Source organism: Streptococcus sp. C150 (assembly GCF_000187445.1).
GTDB classification, from domain to species: domain Bacteria; phylum Bacillota; class Bacilli; order Lactobacillales; family Streptococcaceae; genus Streptococcus; species Streptococcus raffinosi.
Genome location: NZ_GL698451.1, coordinates 123,095 through 145,293, shown reverse-complemented (window position 1 = coordinate 145,293; position 22,199 = coordinate 123,095). Strand labels below are relative to the sequence as shown.

Below are 22,199 nucleotides of genomic sequence, written 5' to 3'. Positions count from 1 at the left end.
CTTATACTGTTGCCAAAAAGGCATTGATTTCTTCTTTGGTTTTACGAGCTTTATTGACCAAGCGCCCCAATTCTTGACCTTTCTGAGTCACAACAAAACTTGGGATACCAAAAATATTCCAAGTTTGCGCCAAAGCCATATAATCATCACGGTTAACACGCACAAAGGTCATATCTGGATGGGCAGCCTCAATATCAGACATAACGGGATAGATAAACTGGCAGTCTGGACACCAATCAGCAGTGAAAAAGAAGACCACTTTTTGGTCACTGTCAACATAACCTGCAAGTTCTTCGAGATTCTTCGGAATAATCATGCCTGCTCCTCCTCATAAGTCAAGACATCATCAGCATAGACAAAACGATAAGTCCGCCCATCTTCTAATACGATACCTCCCGTAAGCCCTGGATTTTCCTTATCAGTAGGATTCGTATAGAGAACGGCAACAGTCCCTAAATGTGATAGTTCTTGTCTAATATTTTGAATTAATACGGTATTCTTTGCTTCTACATGTGAGCGTCTCTGCTTTTCTGCCATTGCCAAGAGACTTAAAGCTCCTAGCCCGCCAGCAAACAAAGCTAATGTTTTACGTTTCATATGAAACATTTTACCATATTTTTAGAGGAATGGGGAGAGGCTACCTATCTCTTGAAAATCGTGCTAAAATAGTAGCATGTACTACTCAAGGAGGATTTTATGACTACTCTATTTGACAAAATTAAGGAAGTCACCGAGCTTGGTGCTACTTCAGGATTTGAGGCTCCTGTACGCAACTACCTTCGCAAAACTATCACGCCACTCGTAGATGAGGTGCAAACAGATGGCCTCGGCGGTATTTTCGGTATTAAGTACAGTCAGGCAGAAAATACCCCTAAGGTGCTTGTGGCTGCCCACATGGACGAAGTCGGCTTTATGATTAAGGAAATCAAGGCAGACGGGACTTTCCGTGTCGTCGAACTTGGTGGCTGGAACCCACTGGTTGTCAGCTCTCAACGCTTTACCCTACACACACGTGACGGTCATGTCTATCCTGTCATCTCAGGTTCAGTACCACCTCATTTCTTACGTGCTAGCGGTGGCGCTGCAAGTCTTCCTAGTGTCTCTGATATCGTCTTTGATGCTGGTTTTGCCAACCAAGAAGAAGCTAATGCCTATGGTGTTTTCCCGGGTGATGTCATCATTCCTCAATCAGAAACTATTCTCACAGCCAATCAAAAAAACGTGATTTCTAAAGCCTGGGATAACCGTTATGGTGTCCTCATGATTCGTGAACTCTTGGAAAATGTCAAAAACCAAGAACTCAACAATACTCTAATCGCTGGGGCTAACGTTCAAGAAGAAGTCGGTTTACGTGGTGCCCATGTTTCAACCACAAAATTTAATCCTGAGCTCTTCTTTGCGGTAGACTGCTCTCCTGCAGGTGATATCTATGGTAATCAAGGTAAGGTAGGCGACGGTACCCTTATTCGTTTCTTCGACCCAGGACATATCATGCTGCCAAATATGAAGGATTTCCTTTTGACTACTGCTGAAGAAGCTGGTGTCAAATACCAATACTACTGTGCTGCAGGCGGTACTGATGCTGGTGCCGCTCACTTGCAGAATGCTGGTGTTCCATCAACAACCATCGGCGTTTGTGCCCGTTACATCCACTCACACCAAACCCTTTATGCTTTGGATGACTTCCTAGAAGCACAAGCCTTTTTACAAGCCATTGTTAAGAAGTTGGATCGTTCAACAGTGGATTTGATTAAGAACTACTAAGACAAGGAGTAACCCATGATTATTGGTTTTATCGGCGTTGGAAAGATGGCAACAGCCATTATCAACGGCCTAAACACAAGCTCACATCGTATTATTATTTCAGGGTCTTCCTTGGCTCGTTCACGCCAAATTGCAGAGGAATTAGAGGTTGAAGCAGCTGCTTCCCATCAGGAATTGTTGGATAAGGCTGATTTGGTCATCCTAGGTATCAAACCCCAAATGTTTGATAAGGTACTAGCTGGCCTCAACTTCCGTCAACCTATCATGAGCATGGCTGCTGGAGTGACCTTGAAACGCCTCGCTTCACTCACCAGTCCAGACCTTCCTCTTATTCGTATCATGCCTAACCTTAATGCTCAGATTCTTAAGAGCACTACTGGTCTTTGTACCAACGATAAGGTATCCGAGGACCTTTTGGCAGTTGCCAAGGAAATCACAGACAGTTTTGGAACCACTGTCGAATTGGCTGAAAAGGACTTTGATACCTTTACTGCCCTAGCTGGTTCAAGCCCGGCCTACATTGCCCTTTTTATCGAGGCACTAGCCAAGGCTGGCGTCAAAAATGGCCTAAGTAAGCAGGTCGCTCTGACCATTGCCACACAGACAGTTCTAGCTACTGCTGAAAACCTTAGTCTTGGTAGCGACAGCCCACATGATCTTATTGACAAGGTTTGTAGCCCTGGTGGGACCACTATCGCCGGCCTCATGGACCTTGAGCGTACAGGCCTCACCCATAGTGTGGTTTCAAGTATTGATACAACCATTGCTAAAGCTAAAAAACTATAAGAAAAAAGCTCGGAAAATTACGAGCTTTATTTGATATATGGCGCTAACAATTGTAGGAGTAACATCATTGAAACCGCAATACTATTGTTAATCATATGAGCCATGATACTATATTCTAGCTTCTTAGATACACGATAAACAGTTGCAAGGACAAGGCCCATACCTCCATATATAATCCAGACACCCATACTATTAGGCGTATGAACAAGGCCAAAGAGTAAACCACTTAGAATCAAACCAACAATAGAATCTGGATTAAAGACCCGTCCCATAAGAAGCCCTCTAAAAACCAACTCTTCCACAATCGGTGCCATAATCACTGTAATTGTTATAAGAACAAAGGGATTCATATGGGCATTTTCTATGGCTGCCTGGTTAGTGCTGCTACTAACACCTTCCCACATCATGACCATTGCACCAAGCCCAGTGACAATGTAAATACCTAGGTAGGTCAGGCCAATCATTCCCCATGCCTTCATGGAAGACAGCGCCCTAAAGCCCTCAAGAAGACCCATACGTTTGCCCAAGAAAAGAGCTCCTGCACTAATGAGTAGCATAACCAAAATTAGGAGACTAACTGCCCTCACATCTTTAACACGAACAAATATGGTTGGAGTCTGTTCAATACACAAAATTAGGAAAGCCAGTAAGAAATAAAGAAAGCGTTTTAAAATGGACTCTTTGTTCATAAGAAGCTACCTCTTTTTATTGTTATTTTGTACCTTTATTATAATACAATTAAACTAATTTGACAAGACACCGTAAAAATAAGAGATTCAATCTTGAAAAGATGAAGGACTCTTATCCTATTTTAGATAGAATGAGACGAATAAGGGCAAATCCCAATACTAAGCCATAGAGCAAGATAGATAAGACTGTAACATAGGGCAACTGAATATTGACAAAGGCATATAAGGCGATTAAAGCAAAGATAAGCAAAAACTCCAGAACCAGTGTTGCAACTGCTGTCACCTGCAAAATCTGTTTATTTCTCTCATCGTAGGTAGCAATGTACATCTGGTGAAGACGTTTCGAATGCCTAAGCGCTACAAAATAATAAATCGACAGGGCATAACTCGCAATGGTAACCCCCACTACTAATCCTAGTGCAAAATCACTAAGACTGTTAGAGCGAACAATAAATAATCCCAAAATACCCAAAGAAAAGAAAGAACATGCTACTCGGGCTATGTATCTTTTATACTCTGATTCTGTTTTTCTCTTTCCTAACGTTTTTAATAACATATCTTAACATTCCTTTCATTATCCTTTAAAAGAGCAATATAAAATTTTTCAATGATAACTTTAAACATTCACCTTACATAAAAAGGCTGAGTAGTACACTTATGCTATTGTTTAAAATATGAACACCCATGCTGTACTCGATACGCTTAGTCTTATAATATGTTATCGCAAGACCAGCTGACATAATACCATAGATGATAATTGTCTGAAGCGTAAATGCTGAGTGACCAGCCATAAAGAGAAGACTCGAAATAACAAGACCCGTCTTAAAGTATTTTCCAAAGAGCACCTTGGCTAAGAGTCCCCTAAAAATGATTTCTTCCATAATTGGAATAATAAAACCGGCGACTACTAGGTAAAGATAGAATGGTACGTGGGCAAAGATATCATTTAAAGCATCTTGATTTTCCATAGTCGCATTGTGTGTTAACTGACCAACAAAATACCCTAGAAGATCACCTAGGAAAAAGATGACGAGATTAAGAGAAGCAATCGCAACGAGACGTCTCCAATTAATCTCTTTAAGCGATAAGAGTTTAAATCTATAAGCAATCACGATAAAAATAGCCAAACTCCCTAATGCCCAAACACCGTAACCTATTTGCTCCACAAGTGAAAACTTACCATCCTGAGTAAGTAGCGGGAAAGCACCTAATAGTGTTAAATCTAAGATTAGTAGAGTGAGCGCTAAAAAAATAACACCAATTTTCTTCATTACTTGTTTAAACATATTTTTTCTCCTTAATCTTCCTCAAAAAGAAAGACTTCTTCAATAGTCTTTCCAAAATACCTAGCAATTTTAAAAGCTAGTTCCAAGGACGCATTATAGCGACCTTTTTCGAGTGAAATGATGGTCTGCCTCGTGACTCCCATCTCATCTGCTAACTCTGCCTGACTAATCTTATTAGCCTTGCGAAGTTCCTGAATCTTTGTTTCCATATGATGCCTCAACCTTATAGTTTATTCTCAAATAGTTAAACTCCCATCTCTTTGTTAAGTTAACTTCACATCTATAGTATAGTTCACTTAACATATTTTGTAAAGTCTATTTTACATTTTTTGTAAAGTTTTCTTTACTTATCGAATGACATATCCGGATATAGGCGAATAATTCTTTCCGAGTACTCAAAAAAGCTGGCCAATCACTCAGCCAACTTTTCTGGTCTTATCAATTTTTTGATAACTTATTTAGATTTAAGGCGCTCAACATCACGCGCAATCACCAATTCTTCATCTGTTGGGATGACAAAAACTTTAACAGGTGACTCTGCTGTTGTAATATCGCCAACATGTCCAAAGACATTCTTTTCAGGATCCACTTCAATACCAAACCAAGTCAAACCATCTAAAATTGAAGAACGAACTTCTGCAGAATTTTCACCGATACCTGCCGTAAAGACAATGGCATCTGCTCCGTTCAATACACCAAAGTATTGAGCAATGTATTTACGCAAACGATCTACATAAAGATTGTAGGCTAAAATACATTTTTCATCTCCTTCATTTTTACCAGCAATGATATCACGCATATCACTTGATCTTTCAGAGATACCAAGGAGTCCTGATTCTTTATTAAAGACATGACGAATACGTTCAGCATCGGCCATATCAGGCTCACGGTCAATGATGAATGGAATAATCGCAGGGTCAAGATCCCCAGTACGTGTTCCCATCATAACCCCACCAAGTGGTGTCAATCCCATTGACGTGTCTACTGATTTACCACCGTCCACGGCAGTAATTGAAACACCATTTCCGACATGGGCTGTGATAATCTTAGTTTCTTCAATAGGTTTTCCTAGTAGCTTAGCTGCTTCTTGAGAAACATATTGGTGGCTTGTTCCGTGTGCTCCGTATTTACGAACTTGATAGTCTGTATAATAACGATTAGGCACTGGATAACGGTAAGCCACTTCTGGCATAGATGTATGGAAGGCTGTGTCAAAAACAGCAACACTGGTAATATCTGGGAGGAGCTCCTTAAAGGCACGAATCCCTGAGGCTGCGCCAGGATTATGAAGTGGAGCCAAAGCAGACAATTCTTCGATTTTCGCTAATGCTTCATCATCTACCAAACTTGATTCTTTGAAATACTCACCACCAGCAACCACTCGATGACCTACACCTGTGATTTCATCATAATTCTTGATGATATTAAAACGAATCAAATCATCAAGTACGATTTTTACAGCCTGAACATGATCGGTAATATCTAAAATCTGCGTTTCAGAATCATTATCAAACTTAACTGTTGAAATAGAGTCTTTTAATCCGATACGCTCAATCAACCCTTTGGCAAGTACAACTTCAGATGGCATTTCATACAATTGCCATTTCAAACTTGAACTTCCTGCATTGATTGCGATTGTTTTTGTCATAAGTCACCTCTTTGTAAAACGCTTTCAGTAATATAGTCTTATTTTATCATGTTTTTTTATAAAATGGAATTGTCTGATTTCCATTTTTGGAAATTCTCAGTAAAATCTTTGAGAATCTCTGGATTTTGTAAATCACTAAGTGGATAAACAAAGGTCTCTGGAGCATTTTCTGTTTGCTTTTTAAGCACAAAGATAGACTTCATATTGTGTTTATTGCCAAAAGCTGCTTCAGGAAGAGTGATTACAGCAATAATATCAGCATATCCTGATAGCCACTTCTTAAGCAAATCACTTTGTGGACTCGTTAAAAGATTAGTTGGTGCCAAAAGAATAGCAATACCGTCTTTCTTCAAGTACTTAAGCGATTGCTCCATAAGAAGATGATGGGCATAAGTGTGTTCACCAGTTGCTGCCACCTTGAAACGACTCGCAATTTCATCATTAGGGTAGTAACCTACTGGAAGGTCACTGATAATAACATCGCTTTCTTTGAGGATATGGGGGCGAACTGCGTCTTCTTGAATGTAAACCGCTTTTGAGTTCACTACATCCGCAATACTGGCTGACAAATCAATAAGCAAATCGTCAACTTCCATCCCCATATAATTAAGGTTTTTGTGACTATTATTTAAAAGAGTCTCTGCCAAGTTACCTGTACCTGAACCAATCTCCAAGACATCTAATTGATTGTCCTTAGTCAAACCCTCAAGTAGGTAAAGAATGATAAATCCAATAGCATCTGGTGTAAATTGGTGATTGGCTTGTAAGGCTTCCAACTGCCCTAGTTTGATAAACAAAAACTGAAAGGCTCGACGCCACTCCTCTTTACTTAGATTAAGGGCACGTAATTTCTCGTTATTTTTGATGATAAGTTCGTTATCAACGTCAGCCCCCAAATAATAGGAATTTTGCTCGATAAGGGCATCGTAAGCATGGGTCCCAAGATCATTTTCAATGGTTTGGACATTTTCTAACAACAGCGCAAAAGCTGTCTCAATTGCTTCAAAATTCATGATTTCCTCCGTCCCTCTATCATATCAAAAAGGGGGGAGAATTGCTATTTCTGGTCCTCTTTCTTCACATAGTGATAGGTCTTGGTGTGTCCTTCATTCTCAACTCTAATAATCATCTTCTTGTCTTTTACCTCATAAGTCGTATTTCCCTGAGCAAAACTAAAAGAACCCGACTCCTTATCAGCCAAATCCACCGTCATTTCTGCCATAAGTCGACTCTGACTAGCTACTGTTTGTGCTTGATTTTGTCTAGAGCTAGCAACTACCCTATCCAAATAAACCTGAAGAAGAAGTGTAAAAATGCCAGCCATAAAAAGGGAATAGAGGAGAACACCTCCCCTAACTTGTTTTTTCAAAAGCATAAACGAAACTCCTTTGCAGACCATTTTTAAGAATAACTTCAATGGTGACTATCTGATTTTTTTGACTGATTGTACTAGATTTTAAACCGAAAAGCATGGGTTGATAGCCTCGACCATCGGCGTTAGTTTTTCGAAAATCAGAAGCATTTGAGATACCAAATGCCAAGTCTTGATTATCCTGCTTGACATAAAGCTTGTTGCCTTCTACTTTAACCAACTGACAACCTTCTAACTCTGCCTCCATTTGTTGGACAAACAGAAGCCAATCTTGATTTTCTTGTTGTCTTACCTGTTTAACATTGCTCACCAGAACGGTGGTTAAGCCTTGATATACTTGGACAGAACCAGCTATAACCAGTAAGGCTACCAGACATTCCAAAAGGGTAAAGGCGCGAACCTTACTATTTAGAGACATGAGTAATTTCCTTTCCTGATTCATAAACTGTGATGCCTTGCTTGCTACGTTTCACTGTTACCGTGATGCCATTTAAGGTCAACTGATCCTGTTTGGTCTGGACGGCCATAGTTGCCACACTCAAGACCTCTTGTTGATGAAGATTCTTAGCCATTAACCTACGATTAGTGTTAATTTGCTCTAAGATGAGGCTACTGACAAGCACTAAAACGGCCATGGCTACCAAACTTTCGATGAGAATATAGCCTCTAAGAGACCGTCTTTTTATATTTTCCACTGCCCATGTTAAGCTGATAAGTCACCACCTCCTTGTTACTTGAGAAACGAATCTTACTAAGACTAGAATTGCCTCCTTTAGCATCAAATACTAGGGTCTGCCCCTTATCCAGATGAATGTTTTCAGGAATAGAGAGACTGGTTCTTCCATTACTAATCTTATCCTTAGTCAGCTGCAATTCAATGTTAGTCCCTTCCGCTGCTGCCAAGCGCTGACTATCCCGGTACAGATACTCAAAGCGTAGATAAAAAAGATTAGTCTCGACTTGCTGAAAAATACCCGTCACTGACCCTGACAAACTCAGAGTAAGAAAAGCAACGACTGCTAATGTCACCAAGCTTTCCAACAAGGTGAAGGCCCTAATTGGCAACTGAGCGGCTTTCACCACCATGTTTCGCATAATAATCATTGTATGAATCTGCCTGTTTTTGTGTAATTTGACCTGATGAAACAAGAGCTGCTAAACTAGCTGTCTTGTTATTTTTCATTTCATAGAGTTCTGCTTGAGAATCCACAACTTTGACGACAGCTGCATTTCCAGTTTCTTTTACAGAATCCTTTTGCTTACTCAAGTTAGGAACAAAGAGCAAAAGAAGAATACTGATAATGAGCAACACGACCAGCATTTCAATCAGAGTAAAAGCACGTAACTTAACGGCATTCAATTTTTTCAACATCAATTTCATGACATCATTCCTTCCATATTTTGATACATCGGTAATAACATGGCTGCATAGATCATTACAATCACGACAGCAACAATAATAAAAATGAGGGGTTGTACAAAGGTTGTCGCCTTATTAAGACGGTTAAAGAAGGTCTGCCAAACCTCTTCAGCATAGACTTCAAGCTCATATCCCAACCTCGCATTAGCCTCCCCATAAGCAATAATTAGGGAGAGCTCCTCAGTGAAAAACGGATGACTGGCAATACGTTCAGGGAAACTCTGCCCCAGCATCAAGGCTTCTTCCAAATCGGTCCCCAGCTCACGAAAGAGCTTGGATTTTTGCTCTTGCATAAGAGCCACTAAATCTAGCAAGTCAACGCCTTGACCTAATAGATTTCCCCACTCCCTAGCATAATAGGCTGTCGTGTAAAGCCTTACTGTCTGACCAATAAATGGGATTTTGGCTATTCGCCTATAAAAAACAAGAGCTGACTGGCGTTTCACCCAGACATAGAGGAGAATCCCTAACACAAGGAATCCAAACAAACTCACAAAGAACAACTGAGGAAACATTTGAACCAGTTGTACTGCCCAGTTATCCTTACCATCACCTTCTAAAAGTTGTGGTAAAAGATAATTTTTGAGTCCCAACATAATCAAAATCAGGAACCCCAAAAGCAAGATAGGATAAGTCGCCACTTCCATGAGTTTCTTACGAACCTTGGTCATGCGAAGCATATAGGTTTCAATCTTAGTCAAGCTCCCTAAAAGATCTCCATGCTTGTCAGCAAGTGCAATCTGAGTGACAATATTATCCGAAAAGCCCACTGATGCAAACATCTGGTCCAATCTCTCACCTCGCATTAAACTCTCTTTCATAAGAGATAATGAGGATTCTTTCAACAAATGACTGCGCTCCAAGAAAGCCACAATTTCAGTTAGGGTGAATCCTGCCTTCAAGAGTTGTTTGAAAAGCTGAATAACCTTGACTTGTTGGTTAATCTTTAATTTTCTCCCCTTGGATATCCCTTTCAGTGAGATGTCCCTGTTTAACCAAGTCTTCCAGTTGCTGGTTCCAGCTGGTTGACGAATGGTTTTGGAAACTTTCTTTGGCAAAATCAATCACCCCTCCTCCCTTTATCAAACGCATATAGGCAATACCTTGAAGCGCATTATCCAATTCAGACTTGTCTACACCAAGGTCCAGGAGGCGTTCATAAACACCGGCCACACTCTTGGCGTGAATGGTTGAAAGAACAGTCACTCCTGTCAGACTAGCCCTAATAACGGCTCGGGCAGTCTCTCTATCCCGAATTTCTCCAATAATCAGAACATCCGGACGATGACGAAGAGATAGCTTAATCAAATTATCATAGGTCATGTCAATCGCCTGATTAACCTGGAGCTGCAAGACATTATCCTGTTTAATCTCTACAGGATCCTCAATTGAAATCACCTGTTGCCCCTTAAAACGCTCCTGTACCAAGGCATGCATAAGCGTCGTCTTCCCAGAACCCACAGGACCTGCAAAAAGGTACAAACCTCGATAATCCAATGCATCCACAATTGGCTGAATTCCTTGATTCCAGTACGTTAACTCTCTTCGTTCGGAATGAAGAACACGAATAACCAGGCTTTCCAAGCCTCGATAGTCTCCAACAGTTGATAAACGCAGAGAAACCAAGTGACCATCACCACAATCATAGTCACAAGAGCCCAATTGACTCCTACGTTTCTCACCTACCATCATTCCTGCCACAAATTTAAAGTGACCAATAAGACTAGCCATGAAATCAGGCCGATATACATCAATCAATCTCCTCTCTTGCCCAATTCGCATATAGAGCTCGTAATTATCCTGACGTGGAATAATATAGATGTCTTGAGCCCCACAACTATCAGCATTTTTGATCATTTCCTTAGCAAATTCTGTTACCATAAGGACCTCCTCATAGTCCTATTCGCAAAAGATTGTAAAAAGGACTAAAAAAAAAGAGGATTAACTCTAAAATCAGTGCAAATTCCTCTTTTCATGTCATGAAGCTATTAATTAGTCAATACATCCAAATTCCAAACAATTTGGGAATTTAGGTATCTTACGTCAAATTATAATCTCTAATAACATATATATTTAATTACTTTAATATCAATATAAATCAACCTATACCTTTTGGAAAGCTCCAAACCAAAAGCCTTCATCTCGAATAAAAATTTCATTTCCAACTTCCATAAATCACTCCATCATTATTTGTATTTCCAATTTACCAAAACTAGAGCAGATACTACCATGACACCACCTATCAACAAATTTAAAGAAAATTTTTCATGCAACCCTATAATTGAAAAGATAGTTGAAAATACAGGAACTAAAAACAAAAAACTACTAGCCACCGTTGCTCCTTTTTGTCCTAAACTAAAAAACCATAATCCAAACGAACCAACAGAGGCAGGTATAATTAACCATACAAACCAAATCCAACCCCATAAGCCCAAGTTCAAGAAATCATAACCTTCATGTAAAGGCAATGAAAACAAATAAAGAAATACCCCACCAAGCAACAGTTGCCATCCTGTAAAAACCCACGGACCATTATCAAATGGAACTTTTTTGGTAATAATCGTATTAATAGACCAACAAAATGAACCTAGTAAAGCAAATAGAGAACCAAAATTAAATGCTGTACTATCCAATCCAATACAAGTTGAAACTCCTGCAATTCCTAATAGTAAAGCACTAACTTTCTTAAATGTGAGTTTATCTTTAAGAAAAAAGTGAGCTAAAAGTGCTAACCAAAGGGGATTCGTAAATAAAATAATTGAAGACATTGAGGACGAAACACCATAAGCTAAAGCAAGATTAAGAAAACCCATAGTTCCCGCAGTTTGCAACAACCCAATAGTTGCTACAAGAGCAAGTCCTCTTAATTTACTTTCTCCACTTTTAGGAATAATAGAAAAGCAGTTTCTATTTATAATTGTTAAGCCAAGCATTATTACTCCCGCAATAATAAATCTTACACCTCCAATCAATAATGGTGGAGTATTTTCAACCGCTATTAGATACTTTCCTGTTGGAAAAGAGGAGCCCATAAAAATAGTTGTAAGTAGAATAGAAATAACAAAAATAATGTCAGAATTTTTCTTCATTTATAGCACATCCTTATTAAAAGATATTTATGGTATTTTTTGTCTTTTATTATAGTCAATAAAATTGAATTGTCAAGATATTTATCAAAAATCCTAAAATGATATTTTACTTTATTGCGTATTGAGAAAAATAAAAAAAAAGTCTATACTGTTACTTTGAATGAAACTTATCTTTTATACGGAGGTGCTAAGATGCGTTTATCATCAGGATGGGAGCAATCTATCTATGTTTTACTCATGCTAGATCAACTACCAGAAGGAAAATATATCAATTCTGTTTTCTTGAGTGAACGACTGGGAGTTTCAGATTCTTATTTAAAAAAAATTATTAAGCTATTAGATAACGAGGGGTTAGTGAAATCAGTTCGAGGAAAAAATGGAGGAATAGCCCTCTCCAAACCTCTGAGTAAAATCAGTTTTTATGATGTCTTTGTTGCAATCGAGGGGAAAAATAGAATCTTTGAAAGTCAAAACCTCCTAAAAAAATTTTTAGGAGACGAGGAAGGTTCAAGAGCTAAAAAATGTGTTGTCACTAATTCACTTGATGTCATTGAAAACACACTAGTTTCCACATTAATTTCTATCACTCTCAGTCAAGTTGCATTTCAAGCTGAAATGAACTACGATTTAACTGATATTCGAAATTGGATTAACAAACATCAAAAAAGTTGAAGAATAAATCTTCAACTTTTTATAAATTCTTGACAAAAATCTCCATTTGTTTTATATTTTATTTGAAGATATAATATATCTTCTTTATCGTAATATATATTGTACACTTCATCTAGATGAAAACAGCAAATTCTTATGAAACTTTTCTAACTATAGTTTGAGAAATATTTCTACTAAAAATTTAGTGCTAGATACTGATTATAAAGTGATAGTTTCTATAATAGACTAGAGAGTTTTAATAAGGTTATAGCGAGTTTTACAGCTGATTTTTAATAAAATCCAAGTTGTATAAATACTATAAAGGAGGACCACTAAAATGGTAGTTAAAGTCGGAATTAATGGATTTGGTCGAATTGGTCGCTTGGCATTACGTCGTATTCAAACACTCGATAACATAGAAGTTACCCACGTTAATGATTTAACTGATTCAAAAATGTTAGCTCATCTTTTAAAATATGATAGCACTCAAGGAAAATTTAAGGGAACAATTGATGTTAAAGAAGATGGTTTTGTTATTAATGACAAGTTTATCAAAGTAACTAGTGAGCCTGATCCTGAAAAAATTGATTGGGCTTCATCTGGTGTAGATATTGTGCTAGAAGCAACAGGCTTCTTTGCAACGAAAGAAAAAGCAGAAAAACATCTCCATAAAAATGGTGGGGCAAAGAAGGTAATCATCACAGCACCAGGTGGAAATGATGTAAAAACTGTTGTATTTAATGTCAATCATAAAACCTTGACTGGTGAAGAAACAGTAATTTCACCAGGTTCATGTACAACAAATTGCCTAGCTCCTATGGCTGACACTTTAAATAAAAAATTCGGAATTCTAGTTGGTACTATGACAACAATTCATAGCTATACTGGAGATCAAATGACTCTTGATGCTCCTCATCGCAAAGGAGATTTACGACGTGCGAGAGCAGCCGCAGTAAATACGGTTCCAACTTCATCTGGTGCTGCCAAAGCTATTGGGCTAGTTATTCCAGAATTAGATGGTTTGCTAAAAGGCCATGCACAACGTGTGGCAACTCCTACTGGCTCTCTGACAGAACTAGTTAGTCTCGTAAAAACACCCGTCACTGTCGAAGAGGTAAATGCTGCAATGAAAGCCGCACAAAATGAAAGTTTTGCCTATAATGAGGATTTCATTGTCTCTAGTGATATTATCGGTGACACCCATGGTTCAATCTTCGATGCAACTCAAACAGAAGTTACTACAGATGGAAAAAACTATCTTGTTAAGACTGTAGCTTGGTACGATAATGAAATGAGTTTCACAGCTCAATTAATCCGCACCCTAGAATATTTTTCTAATATTTCCAAATAATTGAATAGTAAGAATCAATAAAAAGCAGCGAAGATGTTTTTAGAAAATATCTTCGCTACTTTTTATTTAACACAATATTCTACTTTTCTCTTACATCACAGAGGAATTCCTTATTCTAACTTGTTTTTACCCATAAAAACCAAATAATCCAAAACTCTACAATATTGACAATTTTATAGATTTAATCAAATAATCAGAAAAAACGAAAATCTTCGAGCTTCAATTCAATAATCCTGATTATCGTTTTATTTTACAATGAGCATGAGTTGGAAGATCATTACGCTTTTCATAGCCTGGACGATATTTTTCCTCAGGAATTTCCTTCCAATCATCCAAGAGGGCGATAGATTGGTAAACCTGCAGATATTCGTTACACTCCTCACACCAATGCTTATCCTTTTGATCCCAAAAGGCAGTCATGACACTACTACGACTAATATAGCTTGGCAAGATTTCTTCCATGGCAAACCAAAGTTTTTTGTAGTACTTTAGAGCATCGTAAAAATCTTCAAATTCCTTTATGCTGATAATATCCTCTTGCCAGCCTTCTAAGAACCACCACGGCTCCAAGTCACCTTTCATCTCAACTACTTGGTACATCTTTCTTTCTCACTTCATCTTTTGTTTTCCTATTATACAAAATTTTCTGGGAAAGATAAAAAAAATGGTTTTATTTTTCATATTTATCAAGAAAAGAGGCATTCTGGTCATATAAATACAAAAAGGACTCACAGCTGTGAGCCCTTTTACTGTAATATTAGTCTTCAGATGTTTCCACAATTGCTTCATCAACAGCAATGTTTTCAATAACTTCAACTTCGTTAACTGAAAGTGGTTCAATGTTACGGTAGCGAGCCATACCTGTACCAGCAGGGATAGTCTTACCAATGATAACATTTTCTTTAAGACCAAGAAGATGGTCTTTCTTACCACGGATAGCAGCATCTGTGAGGACACGTGTTGTTTCTTGGAAGGAAGCCGCAGACAAGAATGAATTTGTTTCAAGTGAGGCTTTAGTGATACCAAGAAGAACTGGACGTGATGTTGCAGGAAGACCACCAGAAATAACAATATCCTTGTTAGCATCTGTGAAATCTGCAATGTCCATAAGTGTTCCTGGAAGAAGATTTGTGTCACCTGGATCCATGACACGTACTTTACGAAGCATTTGACGAACCATTACTTCGACGTGCTTGTCTCCGATTTCTACCCCTTGGCTACGGTAAACTTTTTGTACTTCTGCAAGAAGGTAAGTTTCAACTGACAAGGTATCACGAACTTCGAGAAGGTGTTTTGGTTGGATTGAACCTTCTGTAAGAGCGGCACCACGGTGAACTTCATCTCCCACTTCAACTTTCATACGAGCTGTAAATGGTACAACATATTCACCCATGCCAGTTTTACCTTGAACGAAGACCTTCTTAGTACGTGTTGCAGCATCTTCTTCGATTTCGATAACATTACCCTTAACTTCAGTAATGACCGCTTCCCCTTTAGGGTTACGAGCTTCGAAGATTTCCTGGATACGTGGAAGACCTTGTGTGATATCGGTGTTTGAGGCTACCCCACCGGTGTGGAAGGTACGCATAGTAAGCTGTGTACCAGGTTCCCCGATAGATTGGGCAGCGATAGTACCAACAGCTTCACCAACTTCAACCGCATCACCAGTTGCCAAGTTAATACCATAACAGTGACGGCAGACACCGTGGCGTGTGTTACATGTAAATACTGAACGGATAGTGACTTCTTCAACACCAGCATTGACAATAGCAGCAGCCATTTCTTCAGTAATCAAGGTATCTGGACCTACGATGACTTCACCTGTTGTAGGATTCTTAACTGATTTCTTAGTGTAACGACCTTGAAGACGTTCTTCAAGTGTTTCTGTAACCTCTTTACCATCAGTAATCGCACGGATAAGAAGACCACGGTCTGTTCCACAGTCATCTTCACGGATGATAACATCTTGGGCAACGTCTACCAAACGACGAGTCAAGTAACCTGAGTCGGCTGTCTTAAGGGCCGTATCGGTCATACCTTTACGAGCACCGTGAGTTGAGAAGAACATTTCCAAAACGCTCAAACCTTCACGGAAGTTTGAAAGGATAGGCAATTCCATGATACGTCCGTTAGGAGCGGCCATCAAACCACGCATACCGGCAAGTTGGGAGAAGTTAGAGATGTTACCACGAGCTCCTGAGTCCATCATCATAACGATTGGGTTCTTAGAATCTTGTGTCTCAATAAGACGTTTTTCAAGTGCTTCTTTAGCTTCACGCCATGTTGTTGTAACAGCAACATAACGGTCATCATCTGTCATCAAACCACGACGGAAGGCTTTGTTAATTTCTTCAACACGGTGGTGAGCAGCATCAATAATTTCTTGTTTGTTATCAATAACTGGGATATCGGCGATACCAACGGTCAAACCAGCAAGTGTTGAGTGATAGTAACCAAGGTCTTTCAAACGGTCAAGGAAAGCTGACGTTTCAGTCGTGCGAAGACGTTTGAAGGTTTCAGCGATGATGTTACCAAGATTTTTCTTCTTAAATGGTGCATTGATTTCCAAACTATCAATAACGGTTTGGATATCTTGACCTGGTTCAAGGAAGTATTTATCTGGCGTACTATCGGTCAAGTTTTCATTTGTGATTTCTTGGAGGTATGGAATTTCTGCTGGAATAATCTCGTTAAAGAAGATTTTACCAACGGTTGTTACCATAATCTTGTGAAGTTGGTTTTCTTTCCAAGGTTTATCAGGCATGCTGTCTACAGCAATACCGACACGGCTATGCAAGTGAACATAACCATTACGATAAGCCATCACTGCCTCATCAATATCCTTGAAGACCATACTTTCACCTTCACGGCCTTTTTCTTCCATTGTCAAGTAGTAGTTACCAAGAACCATATCCTGAGATGGTGTTACGACTGGTTTACCATCTTTAGGGTTAAGGATGTGTTCTGCTGCAAGGAGGAGCAAGCGTGCTTCAGCTTGAGCTTCTTCAGACAATGGAACGTGAATGGCCATTTGGTCACCGTCAAAGTCGGCATTGTAGGCTTCACAGGCAAGTGGGTGGAGGCGAAGGGCCTTACCATCAATCAAGACTGGTTCAAAGGCCTGAATCCCCAAACGGTGGAGGGTAGGTGCGCGGTTAAGAAGTACTGGGTGTTCCTTAATGACATCTTCAAGAATATCCCAAATACGTTCATCACCACGTTCAACCATACGTTTAGCGGCTTTCACGTTGCCTGCGTATTCACGCGCAACGATTTCACGCATAACAAATGGTTTGAAAAGTTCGATGGCCATCAAACGTGGCACACCACATTGATACATTTTAAGTGTTGGACCAACAGCGATAACAGAACGTCCAGAGAAGTCAACACGTTTACCAAGCAAGTTCTGACGGAAACGTCCTTGTTTACCTTTAAGCATGTGGCTCAAAGATTTAAGTGGACGACTACCTGGTCCAGTGATTGGACGACCACGACGTCCATTATCAATAAGGGCATCTACCGCTTCTTGCAACATACGTTTTTCATTTTGCACGATGATACCTGGGGCATTCAATTCAAGCAAACGAGCCAAACGGTTGTTACGGTTGATAACACGACGATAAAGATCGTTCAAGTCAGATGCTGCAAAACGGCCACCATCCAATTGAACCATCGGACGAAGATCTGGTGGCAATACTGGCAAGATGTTAAGTACCATCCATTCTGGTTTGTTACCAGACTTGTAGAAGGCATCAAGAACGTCCAAACGACGAACAGCCTTAACACGTTTTTGACCAGTTGCTGTCTTCAATTCTTCCTTGAGTTCAGCAATTTCAGCCTCCAAATCCACTTGTTTCAAGAGATCTTGGATGGCTTCTGCACCCATTTTAGCGACGAATGAACCATGTCCATACTCTTGCAATTTTTCGCGGTATTCACGTTCAGTCAAGAGAGATTTTGGTTCAAGTGGTGTTTCTTTTGGATCGATAACCACGTAAGCTGCGAAATAAATAACTTCTTCAAGCGCACGAGGGCTCATATCCAAAGTCAATCCCATACGAGAAGGGATTCCCTTGAAGTACCAGATATGTGATACTGGTGCTTTCAACTCGATGTGACCCATACGTTCACGACGAACCTTAGCACGTGTTACTTCAACACCACAGCGGTCACAAACGATACCTTTATAACGGATACGTTTGTATTTCCCACACGCACATTCCCAGTCCTTAGTTGGACCAAAGATCACTTCATCAAAGAGACCTTCACGTTCTGGTTTGAGCGTACGGTAGTTGATTGTTTCAGGTTTCTTAACTTCACCATAAGACCATGAACGGACTTTAGTTGGTGAAGCTAGTGTGATTTGCATACTTTTAAATCGATTTACGTCAACCACTAGTATTACCTTTCTTTTTTTCTATTGACAATAGTAGCTCTATTGTCACCTTTATCAGCTACCTTAGAGGGGGAAGAATCTTCCACTTCTAAAGCTTATGTTTATTCTTCTTTATTTGAAGCTTCTTCTTTAGCTTTTTCTAATTCAGCAGCTTCTTTGGCCTGTTGCACACGTGCTTTTTCAAGATCGTCAACGTGCATAACGTCGTCATCTTCACCTTCATCAAGATCACGCAATTCAACTTCATGATCGTCTTCGTCAAGGACACGCATGTCAAGACCGAGTGATTGCAATTCTTTAACAAGTACTCGGAATGATTCTGGAACGCCTGGTTTTGGAATTGGTTTACCTTTAGTAATCGCTTCATAGGCTTTCAAACGTCCGTTAACATCATCAGACTTGTAAGTCAAGATTTCTTGAAGAATGTTTGAAGCACCGTAAGCTTCAAGGGCCCAAACCTCCATCTCACCGAAACGTTGTCCACCAAATTGTGCTTTACCACCAAGAGGTTGTTGAGTAACAAGTGAGTAAGGACCAACTGAACGAGCGTGAAGTTTATCATCAACCATGTGGTGAAGTTTGATCATATACATGACACCAACTGACACACGGTTATCAAACGGCTCACCTGTACGTCCATCGTAAAGGATTGTCTTAGCATCGCTATCCATACCAGCTTCACGAACAGTATCCCAGAGGTCTTCTGAACTTGCTCCATCAAAGACTGGTGTTGCGATGTGAATACCCAAGTTACGAGCAGCCATACCAAGGTGAAGTTCCATAACTTGTCCGATATTCATACGTGATGGCACCCCAAGTGGGTTCAACATGATATCAACTGGTGTACCGTCTGGAAGGTAAGGCATGTCTTCAACCGGAACAATACGAGAAACAACCCCTTTGTTACCGTGACGACCGGCCATCTTATCTCCGACCTTGATCTTACGTTTTTGAGCAATGTAAACACGAACAAGCATGTTAACACCTGATTGCAATTCATCACCGTTGGCACGTGTAAAGATTTTAACATCACGAACGACACCATCACCACCGTGAGGAACACGAAGTGACGTATCACGTACTTCACGAGATTTGTCACCAAAGATAGCGTGGAGAAGACGTTCTTCAGCAGAAAGGTCTTTTTCACCCTTAGGTGTTACCTTACCAACAAGAATGTCACCTTCTTTAACCTCAGCACCGATACGGATAATACCCATTTCGTCAAGGTCTTTAAGGGCTTCTTCACCAACATTTGGCAATTCACGTGTGATTTCTTCAGGCCCAAGCTTTGTATCACGTGTTTCTGATTCGAATTCTTCCAAGTGAACAGATGTATAAACATCATCTTTCACAAGACGTTCACTCATGATTACGGCATCCTCGAAGTTGTAACCTTCCCATGTCATGTATGCGACGATAGGGTTTTGACCGAGGGCCATTTCGCCACCTTCCATAGATGGACCGTCAGCGATGAAGTCACCTTTTTCGACAATATCGCCAACCTTAACCAAAGTACGTTGGTTGTAAGCAGTACCTGAGTTTGAACGGCGGAATTTTTGAACAGTATAAACATCAAGCGAACCATCTTCACGACGAACTTCAACCTTATCGGCATCAGAGTAAACAACTTTACCATCATGTTGAGCGATGACAGCAGCCCCTGAATCGTGGGCAGCTTGATATTCCATACCAGTACCAACAAATGGTGCTCTTGGATCAATCAATGGCACAGCTTGACGTTGCATGTTGGCACCCATGAGGGCACGGTTAGAGTCATCGTTTTCCAAGAATGGAATACATGCTGTCGCAACGGCAACTACCTGTTTAGGAGAAACATCTACGAAATCTACAAGGTGTGATGGGTACTCTTGGTTATTACCTTGGTGACGACCCATGACGATTTCTTCTGCAAATGTTCCATCTTCATTCAATTTAGAGTTGGCCTGAGCAACTGTGTACTCATCTTCTTCATCAGCAGTCAACCAAACCACTTCGTTGGTTACTTTACCAGTTGCACGGTCAACCTTACGGTATGGTGTTTGAATGAAACCATACTTGTTAAGGTGTCCATATGAAGACAAGTTATTAATCAAACCGATGTTAGGTCCTTCAGGTGTCTCGATTGGACACATACGACCATAGTGTGTATAGTGCACGTCACGAACTTCGTATCCGGCACGGTCACGTGTCAAACCACCAGGTCCCAAGGCTGACAAACGACGTTTGTGTGACAACTCTGACAATGGGTTGTGTTGGTCCATGAACTGTGACAATTGAGAAGAACCAAAGAATTCTTTAACCGCTGCAGTTACAGGACGAATATTGATAATTTGTTGCGGTGTCAGGACTTCGTTATCTTGAACTGACATACGTTCACGCACGTTACGTTCCATACGAGCCAAACCAATACGGAATTGGTTAGCAAGCAATTCACCAACGGCACGGATACGACGGTTACCAAGGTGGTCGATATCGTCTACTTTACCGATACCTTCAGCAAGGTTAAGGAAGTAGCTCATTTCAGCCAAGATATCCGCTGTCGTCAAAGCACGAACCTTATCGTCTGGATTGGCATTACCAACAATTGTAACCACACGATCTGGATCATTTGGTGCAACAACCTTGAATTTTTGAAGAACAACAGGTTCTGTAACCACCGCATAATCGTTTGGTGTGTATACAAATTTGTTCAAATCACCATCCAAGTGTTCTGCGATTGAATCAATCACATCACGTGTCATTTCAGTACCAGCTTCAACAAGGATTTCACCTGTTTCAGGATCTACCAAGTTTTCAGCAATTGTTTGTCCCAAAAGACGTGTCTTGATGTTAAGTTTTTTGTTAACCTTGTAACGACCAACAGCAGCCAAGTCATAACGACGTGGATCAAAGAAACGAGCTACAAGCAAGCTACGTGAACTGTCGGCAGTTTTAGGTTCACCTGGACGAAGACGTTCATAAATTTCTTTAAGCGCTTCATCAGTACGTGAATCTGCTGGGTTTTTGTGGATATCTTTTTCAACAGTGTTGCGAACCAACTCGCTATCACCAAAGATATCAACAATTTCGTCATCACCTGAGAATCCAAGCGCACGCACAAGCGTTGTGAATGGAATCTTACGTGTACGGTCGATACGAGTATAGGCGATGTCTTTTGAATCTGTTTCAAGTTCAAGCCATGCCCCACGGTTAGGGATAACTGTTGAGCCATAACCCACTTTACCGTTTTTATCAACCTTATCGTTAAAGTAAACACCCGGTGAGCGCACCAACTGAGAAACGATAATACGTTCACCACCATTGATGATGAAAGTACCCATCTCAGTCATAATAGGGAAATCTCCAAAGAAGACTTCCTGAGTTTTGATTTCACCAGTTTCTTTGTTAATAAGACGGAAAGTCACAAAGATTGGTGCTGAGTATGATGCATCGTGGATACGAGCTTCTTCAAGTGTATACTTAGGCTCTTTCAATTCGTAACCAACGAATTCCAATTCCATAGTGTCTGTGAAGTTTGAGATAGGAAGTACATCCTCAAAAACCTCTTTAAGACCAGTATCCAAGAAATCTTTAAATGAATCCGTTTGGATTTCAATCAAGTTTGGTAAATCAAGAACTTCTTTGATTCTTGAAAAACTACGACGGGTACGATGTTTCCCGTATTGAACGTCATGTCCTGCCAAGTCTTCTACTCCTTTTCTACATTCGAGACCTGCTTTGCAAGTCGTGCACTTTAAATATTTGCCA

At 40.0% G+C, this 22,199-nt stretch carries 23 protein-coding genes; 4 read left to right on the top strand and 19 right to left on the bottom strand.

What is annotated here, in order from left to right; genetic code table 11:
• Position 1 precedes the first annotated feature (1 nt).
• The gene (locus HMPREF0848_RS09190) at positions 2 to 316 is read right to left on the bottom strand and encodes a thioredoxin family protein (RefSeq protein ID WP_008536132.1); all 315 of its coding nucleotides are present in this window, start codon (positions 314 to 316) and stop codon (positions 2 to 4) included.
• A complete protein-coding gene (locus HMPREF0848_RS09185; protein WP_008536131.1) occupies positions 313 to 597 on the bottom strand; it encodes a DUF4651 domain-containing protein in 285 nt (94 codons plus the stop codon). Before HMPREF0848_RS09185 ends, HMPREF0848_RS09190 begins: the two co-directional genes overlap by 4 nt.
• A 99-nt stretch (positions 598 to 696) precedes the next feature.
• Here HMPREF0848_RS09185 and pepA point away from each other — a divergent pair, with 99 nt between their 5' ends.
• Together pepA and proC are read left to right on the top strand one after the other, a co-directional pair.
• Positions 697 to 1,764 carry a glutamyl aminopeptidase gene (gene pepA, locus HMPREF0848_RS09180; protein ID WP_008536130.1) on the top strand — a complete coding sequence of 356 codons (1,068 nt, stop codon included), beginning with the start codon at positions 697 to 699 and terminating at the stop codon, positions 1,762 to 1,764.
• A 15-nt stretch (positions 1,765 to 1,779) separates the two neighbouring features.
• Complete coding sequence (gene proC / locus HMPREF0848_RS09175; RefSeq protein WP_008536128.1) at positions 1,780 to 2,550, top strand: pyrroline-5-carboxylate reductase; 771 nt, start codon at positions 1,780 to 1,782, stop codon at positions 2,548 to 2,550.
• A 26-nt stretch (positions 2,551 to 2,576) separates the two neighbouring features.
• Here proC and HMPREF0848_RS09170 read toward each other — a convergent pair whose 3' ends face one another.
• From HMPREF0848_RS09170 to HMPREF0848_RS09105, 14 genes are all read right to left on the bottom strand, one after another.
• Complete coding sequence (locus tag HMPREF0848_RS09170; protein WP_008536126.1) at positions 2,577 to 3,239, bottom strand: CPBP family intramembrane glutamic endopeptidase; 663 nt, start codon at positions 3,237 to 3,239, stop codon at positions 2,577 to 2,579.
• A 112-nt stretch (positions 3,240 to 3,351) separates the two neighbouring features.
• Positions 3,352 to 3,795, bottom strand: coding sequence for a hypothetical protein (locus HMPREF0848_RS09165; RefSeq protein WP_008536123.1), 444 nt, complete (start codon positions 3,793 to 3,795; stop codon positions 3,352 to 3,354).
• 73 nt (positions 3,796 to 3,868) lie between these two features.
• Positions 3,869 to 4,525, bottom strand: coding sequence for a CPBP family intramembrane glutamic endopeptidase (locus HMPREF0848_RS09160; RefSeq protein ID WP_037609445.1), 657 nt, complete (start codon positions 4,523 to 4,525; stop codon positions 3,869 to 3,871).
• Between the two features lie 11 nt (positions 4,526 to 4,536).
• Positions 4,537 to 4,734, bottom strand: a complete 198-nt coding sequence (locus HMPREF0848_RS09155) for a helix-turn-helix transcriptional regulator (RefSeq protein ID WP_021146567.1) — start codon at positions 4,732 to 4,734, stop codon at positions 4,537 to 4,539.
• Positions 4,735 to 4,979: 245 nt separating this feature from the next.
• The gene (locus tag HMPREF0848_RS09150) at positions 4,980 to 6,173 is read right to left on the bottom strand and encodes an acetate kinase (RefSeq protein WP_008536116.1); all 1,194 of its coding nucleotides are present in this window, start codon (positions 6,171 to 6,173) and stop codon (positions 4,980 to 4,982) included.
• Between the two features lie 56 nt (positions 6,174 to 6,229).
• A complete protein-coding gene (locus HMPREF0848_RS09145; RefSeq protein ID WP_008536115.1) occupies positions 6,230 to 7,186 on the bottom strand; it encodes a class I SAM-dependent methyltransferase in 957 nt (318 codons plus the stop codon).
• Between the two features lie 44 nt (positions 7,187 to 7,230).
• Positions 7,231 to 7,548: a competence type IV pilus minor pilin ComGG gene (gene comGG / locus HMPREF0848_RS09140; protein WP_008536113.1), complete on the bottom strand. Its 318-nt coding sequence runs from the start codon at positions 7,546 to 7,548 to the stop codon at positions 7,231 to 7,233.
• Positions 7,526 to 7,963 carry a competence type IV pilus minor pilin ComGF gene (gene comGF, locus HMPREF0848_RS09135; RefSeq protein ID WP_021152629.1) on the bottom strand — a complete coding sequence of 146 codons (438 nt, stop codon included), beginning with the start codon at positions 7,961 to 7,963 and terminating at the stop codon, positions 7,526 to 7,528. Before comGF ends, comGG begins: the two co-directional genes overlap by 23 nt.
• Positions 7,950 to 8,240 (bottom strand): competence type IV pilus minor pilin ComGE, encoded by a 291-nt coding sequence (gene comGE / locus HMPREF0848_RS09130; RefSeq protein ID WP_008536111.1) that lies wholly within the window; start codon positions 8,238 to 8,240, stop codon positions 7,950 to 7,952. Before comGE ends, comGF begins: the two co-directional genes overlap by 14 nt.
• Entirely contained in the window at positions 8,212 to 8,640 is a 429-nt protein-coding gene (gene comGD, locus HMPREF0848_RS09125; protein WP_008536109.1) for a competence type IV pilus minor pilin ComGD, read from the bottom strand. Before comGD ends, comGE begins: the two co-directional genes overlap by 29 nt.
• Complete coding sequence (gene comGC, locus HMPREF0848_RS09120; RefSeq protein ID WP_037609465.1) at positions 8,600 to 8,914, bottom strand: competence type IV pilus major pilin ComGC; 315 nt, start codon at positions 8,912 to 8,914, stop codon at positions 8,600 to 8,602. The genes comGD and comGC overlap by 41 nt, the downstream gene beginning before the upstream one ends.
• Before the next feature lie 8 nt (positions 8,915 to 8,922).
• A complete protein-coding gene (gene comGB / locus HMPREF0848_RS09115) occupies positions 8,923 to 10,023 on the bottom strand; it encodes a competence type IV pilus assembly protein ComGB (RefSeq protein WP_156781001.1) in 1,101 nt (366 codons plus the stop codon).
• Complete coding sequence (comGA, locus tag HMPREF0848_RS09110) at positions 9,905 to 10,846, bottom strand: competence type IV pilus ATPase ComGA (RefSeq protein WP_008536104.1); 942 nt, start codon at positions 10,844 to 10,846, stop codon at positions 9,905 to 9,907. The genes comGB and comGA overlap by 119 nt, the downstream gene beginning before the upstream one ends.
• A gap of 305 nt (positions 10,847 to 11,151) precedes the next feature.
• A complete protein-coding gene (locus HMPREF0848_RS09105; protein ID WP_002887447.1) occupies positions 11,152 to 12,054 on the bottom strand; it encodes a DMT family transporter in 903 nt (300 codons plus the stop codon).
• A gap of 192 nt (positions 12,055 to 12,246) precedes the next feature.
• Between HMPREF0848_RS09105 and HMPREF0848_RS09100 the strand changes: the two genes are divergently transcribed.
• Both HMPREF0848_RS09100 and gap read left to right on the top strand, forming a co-directional pair.
• Entirely contained in the window at positions 12,247 to 12,726 is a 480-nt protein-coding gene (locus tag HMPREF0848_RS09100) for an RrF2 family transcriptional regulator (RefSeq protein WP_002887448.1), read from the top strand.
• 316 nt (positions 12,727 to 13,042) lie between these two features.
• Positions 13,043 to 14,056: a type I glyceraldehyde-3-phosphate dehydrogenase gene (gap, locus tag HMPREF0848_RS09095; protein WP_008536101.1), complete on the top strand. Its 1,014-nt coding sequence runs from the start codon at positions 13,043 to 13,045 to the stop codon at positions 14,054 to 14,056.
• A gap of 237 nt (positions 14,057 to 14,293) precedes the next feature.
• On the opposite strand, the gene HMPREF0848_RS09090 is transcribed toward gap, so the two are convergent.
• The 3 genes from HMPREF0848_RS09090 to rpoB form a co-directional block, all read right to left on the bottom strand.
• Complete coding sequence (locus HMPREF0848_RS09090; protein ID WP_002887450.1) at positions 14,294 to 14,656, bottom strand: DUF1033 family protein; 363 nt, start codon at positions 14,654 to 14,656, stop codon at positions 14,294 to 14,296.
• Between the two features lie 157 nt (positions 14,657 to 14,813).
• A complete protein-coding gene (rpoC, locus tag HMPREF0848_RS09085; RefSeq protein WP_008536098.1) occupies positions 14,814 to 18,452 on the bottom strand; it encodes a DNA-directed RNA polymerase subunit beta' in 3,639 nt (1,212 codons plus the stop codon).
• A gap of 101 nt (positions 18,453 to 18,553) precedes the next feature.
• The gene (gene rpoB, locus HMPREF0848_RS09080) at positions 18,554 to 22,135 is read right to left on the bottom strand and encodes a DNA-directed RNA polymerase subunit beta (RefSeq protein WP_008536096.1); all 3,582 of its coding nucleotides are present in this window, start codon (positions 22,133 to 22,135) and stop codon (positions 18,554 to 18,556) included.
• Between the last annotated feature and the right edge of the window lie 64 nt (positions 22,136 to 22,199).

Coding starts and splice junctions, on each gene's coding strand:
- gap (WP_008536101.1), top strand. CDS start 13,043: ATGGTAGTTAAAGTCGGAATTAATGGATTTGGTCGAATTGGTCGCTTG.
- HMPREF0848_RS09105 (WP_002887447.1), bottom strand. CDS start 12,054: ATGAAGAAAAATTCTGACATTATTTTTGTTATTTCTATTCTACTTACA.
- comGA (WP_008536104.1), bottom strand. CDS start 10,846: ATGGTAACAGAATTTGCTAAGGAAATGATCAAAAATGCTGATAGTTGT.
- HMPREF0848_RS09150 (WP_008536116.1), bottom strand. CDS start 6,173: ATGACAAAAACAATCGCAATCAATGCAGGAAGTTCAAGTTTGAAATGG.
- HMPREF0848_RS09165 (WP_008536123.1), bottom strand. CDS start 3,795: ATGTTATTAAAAACGTTAGGAAAGAGAAAAACAGAATCAGAGTATAAA.
- comGD (WP_008536109.1), bottom strand. CDS start 8,640: ATGCGAAACATGGTGGTGAAAGCCGCTCAGTTGCCAATTAGGGCCTTC.
- HMPREF0848_RS09170 (WP_008536126.1), bottom strand. CDS start 3,239: ATGAACAAAGAGTCCATTTTAAAACGCTTTCTTTATTTCTTACTGGCT.
- HMPREF0848_RS09100 (WP_002887448.1), top strand. CDS start 12,247: ATGCGTTTATCATCAGGATGGGAGCAATCTATCTATGTTTTACTCATG.
- HMPREF0848_RS09160 (WP_037609445.1), bottom strand. CDS start 4,525: ATGTTTAAACAAGTAATGAAGAAAATTGGTGTTATTTTTTTAGCGCTC.
- HMPREF0848_RS09155 (WP_021146567.1), bottom strand. CDS start 4,734: ATGGAAACAAAGATTCAGGAACTTCGCAAGGCTAATAAGATTAGTCAG.
- HMPREF0848_RS09090 (WP_002887450.1), bottom strand. CDS start 14,656: ATGTACCAAGTAGTTGAGATGAAAGGTGACTTGGAGCCGTGGTGGTTC.
- HMPREF0848_RS09190 (WP_008536132.1), bottom strand. CDS start 316: ATGATTATTCCGAAGAATCTCGAAGAACTTGCAGGTTATGTTGACAGT.
- comGG (WP_008536113.1), bottom strand. CDS start 7,548: ATGCTTTTGAAAAAACAAGTTAGGGGAGGTGTTCTCCTCTATTCCCTT.
- proC (WP_008536128.1), top strand. CDS start 1,780: ATGATTATTGGTTTTATCGGCGTTGGAAAGATGGCAACAGCCATTATC.
- comGF (WP_021152629.1), bottom strand. CDS start 7,963: ATGTCTCTAAATAGTAAGGTTCGCGCCTTTACCCTTTTGGAATGTCTG.
- HMPREF0848_RS09185 (WP_008536131.1), bottom strand. CDS start 597: ATGAAACGTAAAACATTAGCTTTGTTTGCTGGCGGGCTAGGAGCTTTA.
- pepA (WP_008536130.1), top strand. CDS start 697: ATGACTACTCTATTTGACAAAATTAAGGAAGTCACCGAGCTTGGTGCT.
- HMPREF0848_RS09145 (WP_008536115.1), bottom strand. CDS start 7,186: ATGAATTTTGAAGCAATTGAGACAGCTTTTGCGCTGTTGTTAGAAAAT.